This window comes from Micromonospora sp. NPDC002389, assembly GCF_040296095.1.
Lineage (GTDB): Bacteria > Actinomycetota > Actinomycetes > Mycobacteriales > Micromonosporaceae > Micromonospora.
On record NZ_JBEOWP010000026.1, the window covers coordinates 37482 to 48873 of the forward strand.

General features: G+C 72.0%; 11 protein-coding genes and 1 pseudogene. 8 read left to right on the forward strand and 4 right to left on the reverse strand.

The window, feature by feature from the left end:
• Positions 1-23: 23 nt before the first annotated feature.
• The gene (locus tag ABT008_RS29220; protein WP_350700344.1) at positions 24-647 is read left to right on the forward strand and encodes an HAD family hydrolase; all 624 of its coding nucleotides are present in this window, start codon (positions 24-26) and stop codon (positions 645-647) included.
• A gap of 28 nt (positions 648-675) precedes the next feature.
• Entirely contained in the window at positions 676-1062 is a 387-nt protein-coding gene (locus tag ABT008_RS29225) for a cold-shock protein (RefSeq protein ID WP_350700346.1), read from the forward strand.
• Here the strand turns inward: ABT008_RS29225 and ABT008_RS29230 are convergent.
• A complete protein-coding gene (locus ABT008_RS29230) occupies positions 1023-1871 on the reverse strand; it encodes a 1,4-dihydroxy-6-naphtoate synthase (protein ID WP_350700348.1) in 849 nt (282 codons plus the stop codon). The two genes, ABT008_RS29225 and ABT008_RS29230, sit on opposite strands and share 40 nt — an antisense overlap.
• 592 nt (positions 1872-2463) lie before the next feature.
• Between ABT008_RS29230 and ABT008_RS29235 the strand changes: the two genes are divergently transcribed.
• Positions 2464-3660 carry a GNAT family N-acetyltransferase gene (locus ABT008_RS29235; RefSeq protein ID WP_350700350.1) on the forward strand — a complete coding sequence of 399 codons (1197 nt, stop codon included), beginning with the start codon at positions 2464-2466 and terminating at the stop codon, positions 3658-3660.
• Here the strand turns inward: ABT008_RS29235 and ABT008_RS29240 are convergent.
• Together ABT008_RS29240 and ABT008_RS29245 are read right to left on the reverse strand one after the other, a co-directional pair.
• Positions 3657-4307 carry a futalosine hydrolase gene (locus ABT008_RS29240; RefSeq protein WP_350700352.1) on the reverse strand — a complete coding sequence of 217 codons (651 nt, stop codon included), beginning with the start codon at positions 4305-4307 and terminating at the stop codon, positions 3657-3659. The two genes, ABT008_RS29235 and ABT008_RS29240, sit on opposite strands and share 4 nt — an antisense overlap.
• 253 nt (positions 4308-4560) lie before the next feature.
• Positions 4561-5965, reverse strand: a pseudogene (locus tag ABT008_RS29245) (MFS transporter); the annotation flags it as partial.
• Positions 5966-6052: 87 nt separating this feature from the next.
• Between ABT008_RS29245 and ABT008_RS29250 the strand changes: the two are divergent.
• On the forward strand, positions 6053-6889 hold the full coding sequence (locus ABT008_RS29250; RefSeq protein ID WP_350700355.1) for a DUF3027 domain-containing protein: 837 nt from the start codon (positions 6053-6055) through the stop codon (positions 6887-6889).
• Between the two features lie 32 nt (positions 6890-6921).
• Here ABT008_RS29250 and ABT008_RS29255 read toward each other — a convergent pair whose 3' ends face one another.
• Positions 6922-7164 carry a DUF2530 domain-containing protein gene (locus ABT008_RS29255; protein WP_350700356.1) on the reverse strand — a complete coding sequence of 81 codons (243 nt, stop codon included), beginning with the start codon at positions 7162-7164 and terminating at the stop codon, positions 6922-6924.
• A gap of 86 nt (positions 7165-7250) precedes the next feature.
• On the opposite strand from ABT008_RS29255, the gene ABT008_RS29260 reads away from it, so the two are divergent.
• The 4 genes from ABT008_RS29260 to ABT008_RS29275 all read left to right on the forward strand — a co-directional run bounded on the left by ABT008_RS29260 (position 7251) and on the right by ABT008_RS29275 (position 11302).
• Positions 7251-8726: an NCS2 family permease gene (locus ABT008_RS29260; RefSeq protein WP_350700357.1), complete on the forward strand. Its 1476-nt coding sequence runs from the start codon at positions 7251-7253 to the stop codon at positions 8724-8726.
• Positions 8727-8856: 130 nt separating this feature from the next.
• Positions 8857-9306 (forward strand): MarR family winged helix-turn-helix transcriptional regulator, encoded by a 450-nt coding sequence (locus ABT008_RS29265; protein WP_350700359.1) that lies wholly within the window; start codon positions 8857-8859, stop codon positions 9304-9306.
• Between the two features lie 76 nt (positions 9307-9382).
• Positions 9383-10660 (forward strand): MFS transporter, encoded by a 1278-nt coding sequence (locus ABT008_RS29270; RefSeq protein ID WP_350700360.1) that lies wholly within the window; start codon positions 9383-9385, stop codon positions 10658-10660.
• Between the two features lie 132 nt (positions 10661-10792).
• Positions 10793-11302, forward strand: a complete 510-nt coding sequence (locus ABT008_RS29275) for a hypothetical protein (RefSeq protein WP_350700362.1) — start codon at positions 10793-10795, stop codon at positions 11300-11302.
• Positions 11303-11392 lie beyond the last annotated feature (90 nt).

Below are 11392 nucleotides of genomic sequence, written 5' to 3' on the forward strand. Positions count from 1 at the left end.
GAGTGGCCGGGTAGCTTCGCAGCATGCGCCAACTGACGGTCGGTTTCGACCTCGACATGACCCTGGTCGACTCGCGTCCCGGCATCGCCGCCACCTACCGGGCGTTGACCGAGCGGACCGGCGTACCCGTCGACGCCGAGGTCGCCGTGTCGCGGCTGGGCCCGCCGCTGCGGACCGAGATCGCCCACTGGTTCCCGCCGGAGCGGGTCGACGAGGGGGTGCACGCCTTCCGCGAGCTCTATCCCGCGTACGCGATCACGCCGACCGTGCCGCTGCCCGGTGCCGTCGCCGCCCTCGACGCGGTACGGCAGCGGGGCGGTCGCGTGCTGGTGGTCACCTCGAAGCTGGGCCGGCTGGCCCGACTGCACCTGGAACACCTGGGCCTGACGGTCGACGAGGTGGCCGGTGACCTGTTCGCCGAGGGGAAGGCGACGGCGTTGCGGGAGCACGGCGCGACCCACTACGTCGGCGATCACGTGGCCGACATGGTGGCGGCAGAGGCGGCCGAGGTGCCCGGGATCGCGGTGGCGACGGGCCCGTGTTCGGCCGACGAACTGAGGGCCGCCGGGGCGGCGACCGTGCTGGCGGATCTCACCGGATTCCCGGCGGCGCTCGACGACATGATCCGGCTAGCCTTGAGGCAGTAGACGTCTCAAGCGAAGCAGGGGTTCTCAGGTGCCTACGGGTCGAGTGAAGTGGTACGACGCGGCCAAGGGATACGGGTTCGTCACCAGTGACGAGGGTGGCGACGTGTTCCTGCCGAAGACCGCGCTACCGGCGGGTGTCACCGACCTCAAGGGCGGCCAGCGGATCGACTTCAGCGTGGTGGACAGCCGACGGGGTGTGCAGGCCATGGGGGTGAAGCTGCTCGATGCCCCGCCCTCCGTGGCGGAGCTGCGGCGCCGACCCGCCGAGGAGCTGCACGGGCTGGTCGAGGACATGATCAAGGTGCTGGAGGCGAAGGTCCAGCCGGACCTGCGCCGGGGCCGATTCCCGGATCGCAAGACCGCCCAGAAGGTCGCTCAGTTGGTCCACGCGGTCGCCCGCGAGCTGGAGGTCTGAGGCACGAGCCCGGCGTCGGCGGCCCGGCCCAGCAGCGCCTCCACGGCAGCGAACCCCGCGTCCCCCAGGTCGGCGGTGAACTCGTTGACGTAGAGACCGATGTGCCGGTCCACCACGTCGGGCTCCATCTCCTGCGCGTGCGCCACCACGTACGCCCGACTGGCCGCCGGGTCGGCCCAGGCCCGCTGGACGGAGTCCCGGATCCAGCCGGCGGCCTGCTGCGGGTCGACCACGCCGCGCCGGGCCAGGATCGCGCCGAGCGGGATCGGGAGTCCGGTGTCGGACTCCCACCACTCGCCGAGGTCGACCAGGGCGCTCAGCCCGTGGCGCGGGTAGGTGAACCGGGCCTCGTGGATCACCAGCCCGGCGTCGTACCGTCCGGCGGCCACGCCCGGCATGATCTCGTGGAACGGCACCACCTCGATGCGGCGCGGCGTCCGTCCGGCGGCCCAGAGCCGGAACAGCAGGTACGCGGTGGTCCGGTCGCCCGGCACCGCCACCGTCGCGTCACTGAGGTCGGTACGCTCCGGCCCGCCGTCCCGGTCCGCCCGGGTGAGCACCAGCGGCCCGCAGCCGCGCCCCAGCGCACCCCCACAGGGCAGCAGGTGGTAGTCCGCCAGCAGCCAGGGCAACGCCGCGTAGCTCACCTTCACCAGGTCGAACGCGCCGCGCTCGGCGGCCGTGTTGGTGACGTCGACGTCGGCGTACGTCACCTCGACCGGAGGTGCCCCGGGCACCTGCCCGTGCACCAGCGCGTGGAAGACGAACGTGTCGTTGGGGCAGGGCGAGATCGCCAGCGAGAGCGCCACCACCCCACCGTAACCCCGCCTCCGCACCCCGCCACCCGCCGGTGCCACCACCGTCACCCAGCCCACACCCGCCCCGCCCCACCCCACCCCGGCCCCACTTCACCTCGGCCCCACCTCGGTCCTGGCCTCGGCCCCGCTGAGGGAGTTCTGTGGCCTGCGCGCCTGGCGGCACAGCGTTGCTTGGACGTCAACCGCCGGACGTCGCTCGGGTGCCGACACCATGTCCACCGAGGCGCCTGTCGAGCTGACTGTATCCGCGGATCGGACCTCGTCCGAGCCCGAACCGGTGCGGATTCGCCGGGGCGATAGCACCGACGGTTCAGCTCGACAGGCGGCCAGGAGGAGTAGAGGTCGGCCCGACCTGTCGAGGTCAGGGCACCCGGTGCCACCAGGTACGGGGATCCTGCTCACAAAGTTATCCACAGGCGTTGTCCACAGGTTCGCCGGGCGGGTTGAGAGGGCCGCCGGGTTCGGTCAGCATCGATGGTGCGGGGGCAGCGACGGCACGGGGGACGACGCCATGGGGGACAGCACTACGGGGGACGAGGCCATGGGGACGACGCCATGGGGGACAGCGCTGGGGGACGAGGCCATGGGGGACGAGGCCATGGGGGACAGCGCTGGTGCCGCTGGCGAGCGGCTGGTCGACGTGGGAGCGATGCTGCGGGTGTTGCGTCGACGGGCCGACCTGAGCCAGCGGGAACTGGCTGCGCTGTCCGGTGTACCGCAGTCGACAGTGGCGCGGATCGAGTCGGGGCGGGGCACCGACCCGCGGTTCCGGACCGTGCAGCGGCTCGTCAGCGCGGCGGGTGGCACGCTGGGCTTCCTCGCAGGCGACGCCCACGCCAGCGGGCGAGCCCGCGTGGCTGAAGCCGCTTGCGCCAATGGGGGAGCCGGCGCCGCGGGGGCTGCCTGCGCCATCGGGGGAGCCGGCGCCGCGGGGGCTGCCTGCGCCATCGGGGGATCCCGCGCCGCTGGGGATGCCTGCGCCGATGGCAGGGGACGCGCTGTTTCGGGCGCCGGTGGGAACGGTCGCGCCAGCGGGGACGACCGGGGTTCGGCGGCGAGCGATGCGGAATTCGGCGACACCTGGCGGGACGCGGCGGGGCGTCGCTATCCGGCCCACCTCGACGCGCGCCGGGTTCGCACGCTCAAGGACTGGCCGGGGGCCTGGTGGGCGAACTGGTACTCGTTGCCGCCCGAGCGGTGGCCGTTACGAGTGCCCGAGGTGACCTTCGACCTGAATCGGCGGTACCGGGACGAGCGGCGCCTGCGCGAGCGGTTGCTTGCCGAGGTGCGGATCCGTCGCGTCACCGACGGCGTGCCGGAGACGTGCTGGCGCCTGGTCGCTGAGCTGTCGGACGGGGATCCGGTCGGCGAGTTGCGTGCCCATGAGCGCAGTCTCGACCTGTTGCACGCCGAGGACCTGGGTGACCAGCGCGAGTTGGTGCTGGACGGTGTGCTGGTCGCTCCCGGGCTGCAGCGGCTGGGCATCGGACGGCGACTGGTGGGTCGGCTCGTCGAGGAGACGCGTCGGGTGGGTCTGCGCGCGGTGTGCGCCACTGCGGAGTCGGGGGGAGTGCGGTTCCTGATGGCTTGCGGCTTCCGAGTCGAGTCGAGCAGACCCGTGTCGCTCCGTCTGGAACACCGGCGACCGCTGGAACCGAGGCCAGTCCGCCACCCCGGTGTGCAGCAACCAGCGCGGGAACGGCTGGCGAGATCAGCGTGGGAGCGGCCGGAGCGGCGAGATCAGCGCGAGCGCGGGCGGCTGGCCCAGGGCGGTGGCTAGCGCAGGGCGGTGGCGGCGGCGGTGAGAGCGACGAGCGCCTCGCGCATCCGCCAGGCGCCGCGGTCGCGGGGACCGATCGGGTTGGAGATGGTACGCAGCTCCGCGAAGGGCACGCCGGCGTGGACGGCGGCGACGGCCACCCCGTACCCCTCCATGGCCTCGGCCACGGCGTCCGGGTGACGTCTGCTCAGTGCCTCGGTGCTGGCGGCGGTGCCGGTCACGGTGCTGACGGTCAGCACCGGCCCGACGGTGGCGTCCGGTAGCGCGGCGCGCAGGGCGGCCAACAGGGCGGGGTCGACGGCGACGGAGGTGCCGCCGCCGAGCAGTTCCGCCGGCATGCCGAGGTCGTCGAGGGGGATGAAGCCGTCGGGTGACTCGGCGCCCAGGTCGGCGGCGACGGCCCGGGTGCCGAGCACGGTGCCGCCGACCGGTACGCGGCCCGGGAAGCCACCGGCCACGCCCGCGCTGACCACCCCTCGGTACGGTCGGCCGGCGCCTTCGGCGAGGGCGAGCAGGCGGGCGGTCGCGGCCCCGGCGACGGCCGGTCCCACGCCGACCGGCACCACCGCCATGGCGGGGTCGGCGAGACCGGCCTGGATCGCCTCCGCCTCGGCGGGCACCGCGGTGACCACGAGCAGTCCGGTCACGGGATCGGTCCCGGTGAGCTGCGTCGGGTCTCGTCGTCACTGCCGCCGGTGACCGCGGACGACGGGCGGTAGATGTGGAAGCCGGGCGGTGCCAGGTCGCGCTCGTCGGCCGTACCGCCCTGGTAGGGCGCCGGTGAGGTGGGGGCGGCCTCGGCGGCCTTCGCCTGCTCGGCGGCTTCGGCCTGCTCGGCCGCCTTCTTGTCCCGGGCGGCCTGCTCAGTGGCGGCCTGTTCGTCGGCGGCCCGTTCCTCGGTGGCCAACTCGTCGTCGGTCAGCGGTCGGCCGCGCAGCCGTTCGCCCCTCAGCCGGCGGGCCATCACCATGCCGCGCATGGCGGCGAGCGTGCCGGCACCGGCGGCGACCGCGATGCCGATGCGGCCCTCGAAGGGTACGAGGCCCAGCCCGCCGCCGGCCACGAAGGCGAGCATCAGGGCCGTCTCGGAGTGCGCGAAGGAACTCGCCCGCAGTCGTTCCGGGATGCGTTCCTGGATCGAGGCGTCCACGGCCAGCTTGGCGATGCCGCTCATCATGGCCGCGACCACGCAGAGCAGGGCCACCATCGGCAGGGAGAAGTTCAGGACGGCGAGTACGCCCACCCCAGCCACGATGATCATGCCGCTGGACTGGAGTGCGGCCGGCCGGTGGATGCGTAGTCGGGTACCGATCGCGGTGGCCAGGAAGGTGCCGACGGCCAGGGCTCCGCCGACCAGGCCGAGCGCTCCCTCGTCGCCCAGGTCGCGGCCGAACACCACGGTGGTCAGGTCGCCCGCCTTGATGGTGAAGGCGAGGAAGAGCAGCAGGAAGCCGTAGGTCGCGCGTAACGTGGCCGCGCCGACGAGGGTGGAGATCACCAGCCGTCCGGCGGGTCGGCCCCGGCCGAGTGGTCGGTCACCACTACGACGCAGCAGCGCGCGCAGCGGGCGGGGGACCCGTTCCGGTGGCTCGGAGTCGGCCTTCGGCGGTAGCCGGAGCGCCACCACCATGCCGACCAGGAAGATGACCGAGGCGACCCGGAGCGGCCACTGCGGCCCGAACCAGAACGCGGCCAGCCCGATCGGGGCGACGAGGGCACCGGCAACCGTGCCGTAGACGCTGGCGCGTGCGCCGACCTGGGACAGCCCGAGCCCTTCGGGCAGGAGTCTGGGCACGGCGGCGGACCGCGCCACGCCGTACGCCCGGGAGAGCGCGAGTACGCCGAAGGCCGCCGGGTACAGCCCGAATCCGTGGATGTAGTCGGAGATCAGCCAGGCCAGGAAGGCCCGACCCAGCATGGTCGTGGCCAACGCGTACCGCCGGCCGTGCCGGAAGTGGTCGAGCAGCGGGCCGACCACCGGGGCGAGCATGGCGAACGGCACCATGGTCACCAGCAGATAGAGCGCGACCTTGCTGCGCGCCTCGCCGAGCGGCACGTTGAAGAAGATCGTCCCGGCCAGGCCGATGGCGATCAGCGTGTCACCGGCGCAGGAGACGGCGTGCAGGTCGAACATGCGGACCATGCCGGTCTCGCCGCCGGCGCTCCGGGACCGGGCCCGGGCGGCACTGCGCGTCACCCAGCGTCCGCTGCTCAGCGAGCCGCGCAGCAGCAGCCGGACGGCCCGGATTCCGGTGCCGACGGTCCGCCCGAGGAGGGACCTCTCGGGGCGGGAGGACAGCGGCATGGCACCCATCCTGAACCATCGAGCCGACACTTGGCGCGTCACCGCCGCAGAACACCTCTGGGGAGTGCCTCGCAGCCGGCCCCGCGCATGGGTGACAATGGTTGGGTGACCAGGCCCGCCTCTGCCCGCGCCGCTCGTCTCGACCAGGTCTGCGCCGCCGCCGTCGAGGTGGCCCGCGCCGGCATCACCGAGGTGGATCCCGACGACGTCGGCGACCACCTGCAAGCCGTGGCTGAGGGCGACCGCCTCGTCACCCACTACTTCGAGTGCCGTCAGGCCGGATACCGCGGTTGGCGGTGGGCGGTCACCGTCACCCGGGTGCCGCGCAGCCGGACCGTGACGATCTGCGAGACGGTGCTGCTGCCCGGGCCGGACGCGCTGCTCGCGCCCGGCTGGCTGCCCTGGCAGGAGCGGCTCAAGCCAGGCGACCTCGGCCCCGGTGACCTGCTGCCGACGCCGCCGGACGACGAGCGGCTCCAGCCCGGCTACCTGCTCTCCGACGACCCGGCGGTCGAGGAGACCGCGTGGGAGTTGGGGCTCGGTCGGCCCCGGGTGTTGTCGCGGGAGGGCCGGGCCGAGGCGGCGCAGCGCTGGTACGACGGCGACCACGGTCCGACGGCGCCCATCTCGACCGCCGCGCCCGCCGCCGCCCGCTGCGGCACCTGCGGCTTCTATCTGCCGCTCGCCGGCAACCTGCGGTTGTGCTTCGGCGTGTGCGGCAACTTCTACGCCCCGGACGACGGTCGGGTGGTCAGCGCCGACCACGGGTGCGGTGCCCACTCGGAGACCCTGGTCGACGCCGAGACGGCGGTGGACGAGATGCCCACCGTCTATGACGACAGCGCGGTGGAGCCGATGTCGGTCAGCCGTGCGCCCGGGTCCGTGGAGTCCGGCGAGCCGGCGGAGCCGTACGGCCACTCCTGACCGACCGGAGTCGGACCGCCTCGGCGGGTCGCTCAGCCGGCGGCGCGTCGTAGCCGTCGGTGGGCGTCGTGACGCATCATCACCGCGAGACCGGGGAAGCCCCACAGAAAACCGGCCAGGCAGATCCATAGCCAGTTCTCGTGACCGCTGTCGATCAGCCGGTCGCGGAACAGCAGCAGCACCAGCCCGGCGACCGCCCAGGCCGCCATCCCGGCCAGCGCGAACGGCACCATCGGCGGGTCGAGCGGCTCGGGGCGGGGCTGCTGCTTCGGCACCCGGTCAGGGTACGTGACGCTTTTCCGCCGCCTCGGGTTCTGCGACGATGCGCGCGACAACCCGATGATCCGCTGTGAGGTTCCTGATGGCAGTAGCGCCGCCCGACGAGGGCACCCCACCCGGTCCCAGTCGTCCCCGCAACGGCTTCGACCGGTACTTCGAGATCTCGGCCCGTGGCTCGACGATGAGCCGTGAGGTACGCGGTGGCCTGGCGACCTTCTTCACGATGGCGTACATCGTGGTGCTCAACCCGCTCATCCTCGGCAGTGCCGTCGACGGCGACGGCAACACGCTGCCGATCCCGGCGATCGCGGCGGCCACCGCCCTGCTCGCCGGTCTGCTGACCATCCTGATGGGCGTGGTCGGCCGCTTCCCGCTGGCGGTGGCGGCCGGTCTCGGCGTCAACGCGCTGGTGGCGTACGAGATCGCTCCGGAGATGACCTGGGCCGACGCGATGGGCCTGGTGGTGATCGAGGGTGTGATCATCGCGGTGTTGGTGCTTACCGGGCTGCGTACCGCGGTGTTCCGCTCGGTGCCGACCCAGATGAAGACGGCGATCGGCGTCGGCATCGGGCTCTTCCTGACCATCATCGGGCTGGTCGACTCCGGTTTCGTCCGGCGCATCCCCGACGAGGCGAACACCACCGTGCCGGTCGGGCTGGGCATCGGCGGCAAGCTGGTCAGTTGGCCGATGCTGGTGTTCGTGGTGGGTCTGCTGCTGACCCTGGTGCTGGTGGTGCGCCGGGTACGCGGAGCCATCCTGATCGGCATCTTCGCCTCGACGCTGCTGGCGATGGTGGTCGAGGCGCTCGGCAACATCGGACCGTCCATGGTCAACGGGGTGCCGAACCCGAAGGGCTGGTCGCTGAACGTCCCGACGCTGCCCAGCAACCCGTTCGACATGCCGGACCTGTCGCTGCTCGGCAAGTTCAACGTGCTCGGGTCGTGGGAACGGGCCGGCTGGCTGGTCGTGCTGATGTTCATCTTCACGCTGTTGATCACCGACTTCTTCGACACGATGGGCACGATGGTGGCCGTCGGTCAGGAGGGCGGCATGCTCGACGACCAGGGCACCCCGCCCCGGACCAAGGAGATCCTGCTGGTCGACTCGATCGCCGCGGCCAGCGGTGGCGCGGCCAGCGTCTCCAGCAACACGTCGTTCGTCGAGAGTGCCGCCGGTGTGGCGGAGGGCGCCCGCACCGGCGTGGCCAACCTGGTCACCGGTGTGCTGTTCCTGCTGGCGATGTTCCTCGCGCCGCTGGTCGTGGTGGTGCCGTTCGAGGCGGCGTCGGTCGCGCTGGTGGTGGTCGGCTTCCTGATGATGACCGCGGTACGCACCATCGACTGGTCCGACCACGAGATCGCCATCCCGGCGTTCCTCACCATCGTGCTGATGCCGTTCACGTACTCCATCTCCAACGGCATCGGTGCCGGCCTCATCGCGTACGTGGTGATGAAGCTGGCCAAGGGCAAGGCCCGCGAGATCCACCCCTTGCTGTACGGGGTGGCGGCGCTGTTCGTGGTGTACTTCCTGCGCGGCCCGATCGAGTCGCTGTTCTGACGCCGGCCCGGGTCGGGCGTGCGTGCCGCGCACAACGCGGGCGCAGCCCGGCCCGGGGATCGGTGATCACCCGGGTGAGCGTGGTCATATTCGCTGCCGACTCCGGGTCTAATTAGCTAGGCTAACTAACGTGACGGAGCGGACGGTGACGGCTCAGAGCATGCCACCGGCGCAGCTGGCCCATCAGCTGCGAGATGCGATCACCCGGCTCAACCGGCGGGTCCGCCAGGCCCGGCCGGTCGGTGACCTGACGGTCACCCAGTTGTCCGCGCTCACCAGCCTCAAGCTGGCGGGCGCGCTCACGCCGCGGGAACTCGCCGACGTCGAACGGGTGCAGCCACCGACGATGACCAAGATCGTCGCGAAGCTGGAGGAGCGCGGGCTCGTGCAGCGCACGCCCCACCCGACCGACGGACGGCAGGTCATCCTCGCGACGACCGAGGGAGGCCGGGCCGTGCTCGACCAGTTCGAGCGGGTACGGGACGAATGGCTGGCCCACCGGCTGGCCGAGCTGAGCGATGCCGACCGGGAGACCCTGCACCACGCAGCGGAGATTCTGCAGCGAGTTTCCCGAGCCTGACACCGCACACCGGGTGTGCGCCGTGCCGTGACGTCCGTCGTTGATGACGCGTACGACGCGAGGAGGCGCACCAAGAGTGCAGGCGAGGCTCAGCACGATGTTCCAGTCCCTACAGGTCCGCAACTACCGGCTCTTCGCCTCCGGGCAACTGGTCAAACTGATCGGTGTCTGGATGATGTTCATCGCCCAGGACTGGCTGGTTCTCGAGCTTTCCGGCGATTCGGCCACCGCGCTCGGCGTGGTCGTCGCCCTTCAGTTCACCCCGGTACTCCTGCTCACGCTGATCTCCGGGCGGTTGGCCGACCGGTACGACAAGCGGATGCTCCTCTTCATCGCCAACGCCTTCTGGACGGTGTTGTCGCTGGCGATGGCGCTGCTGGTGCTCACCGGTCTGGTCCAGCTCTGGCACGTCTTCGTCTTCGCCGCCCTGCTGGGCGTGGCCAACGCGGTGGAGACCCCGGTACGCCAGGCGTTCGTCTCCGAGCTGGTCGGCACCCCGTTGCTGCCGAACGCGCTCTCGCTCAACGCGGCCGTGTTCAACTCGGCCCGGATCGTCGGCCCGGCCGTCGCCGGTGTCGCCATCGCTCTCTTCGGCGTCGGTCCGGTCTTCCTGTTCACTGCGCTCAGCTCGATCGGCCCGCTGGTCACGGTGATCCAGATGCGTACCGCCGAGCTGCACCGGGAGCCGTTGCCGCCGCGCGACGAGCGGGCCGCAGCGACCGTGCTGGACGGGTTGCGGTACGTCAGCCGTCGCGCCGACCTGGTGCTGCCGATGGTCGTGATGTCCGTGATCGGGATGTCGCTGTTCAACTTCCAGCTCACCCTCGCGGCGTTGGCCAAGACCGTGTTCGAGACCGGGGCGGCCTCGTTCGGCCTGTTCAGCACCACGCTCGCGGTGGGTGCGCTGGTGGGTGCGCTGGCCGGCACCGGGCGGCGCAGCCGTCCCTCGGTCTGGCTGGTGCTGGGTGCCGCCATCGCCTGTGCCGCCTTCGGGACGCTCGTCGGCCTCGCGCCCACGTACTGGATGGTCGTGGTGCTGCTGCTGCCGACCGGCTTCTTCATGGTCTATTTCGCCCAGGCGGCCAACCAGCGGGTCCAACTCGGCACCGACGCGGCCTTCCGGGGCCGCGTGATGGCCCTGTGGGTGCTGGTGTTCCTGGGAACCAACCCGGTCGGTGCGCCGCTGATCGGCTGGATCGCGGAGACCTTCGGAGCCGGGGTCAGCATCTGGGCCGGCGGGCTGATCTCCCTGGCCACCGCCCTGCTCGCGCTGGCCTGGCAGCTTCGCCGCGACGGTGCCCGGCTGCGGTTCCGGATCCTGCCGATGCCGCGCTTCTACGTCACCGAGGTCTGAAACCACGGCGCCGGGTGCCCCGACCTGGTCGTGGTGCCCGGAGCTGTCGGGGCACCCGGATCTGTCGTGGTGCCCGGAGCGGATACCGGAAAATCGGTTACGTCACGCTGCGCATCGGCATAGCTTCGGTGTGTGGAGGTCCTGCGCTCGCTGCTGCTCGCCCTGTCGCTGGCCGGCGTGGTCCTCCTGCCGGTGCTGATCGTCCTGGTAGTCGGTGCCGACGACGTGGTCGGCCGGGTCACCTACGGGTGCTCGCAGTGGCGCGCGCGGCGTCGGGAGCGGCGGCTGATCGCCGCGCTGCACCGGTCGGTGGCGGGCGACGGGATCGCCGTCCGGGCCGATCTCGACGCCCTCGACCGGCACGATCGTCGGCCGCTGGAGGAGATCGCGGCCGACCTGCGGTGCCTGCGGCGGGAACGGGTCGGTGGCGTGGGGGCGGCGGTGGTGTGGCACAGCAGCGTGCTCGACGCGTACGACGACCGCCTGCGGTTGGCCTGCCGGGCACTGGGCGTCACCGAGCACCTGGCCGAGTTGACCGGCGTCGACCGGCAGATCGAACGGGTCAGGGTGGAGGGCGAACTGGACGCCGCCGGGCTGCGCCTGCCGGCGACCCACCCCGGGCAGCGCGAGCGGCACCGCTAGTGCGGTGTCCAGAAACGTTCACCGGGCCGCGCCGGGTCCAGACGACGACCGGCGGCGTTGGAGTCGGGCCTGGATACAACACCGGTATCC

Coding starts and splice junctions, on each gene's coding strand:
- ABT008_RS29220 (WP_350700344.1), top strand. CDS start 24: ATGCGCCAACTGACGGTCGGTTTCGACCTCGACATGACCCTGGTCGAC.
- ABT008_RS29235 (WP_350700350.1), top strand. CDS start 2,464: ATGGGGGACGAGGCCATGGGGGACAGCGCTGGTGCCGCTGGCGAGCGG.
- ABT008_RS29250 (WP_350700355.1), top strand. CDS start 6,053: ATGGGTGACAATGGTTGGGTGACCAGGCCCGCCTCTGCCCGCGCCGCT.
- ABT008_RS29260 (WP_350700357.1), top strand. CDS start 7,251: ATGGCAGTAGCGCCGCCCGACGAGGGCACCCCACCCGGTCCCAGTCGT.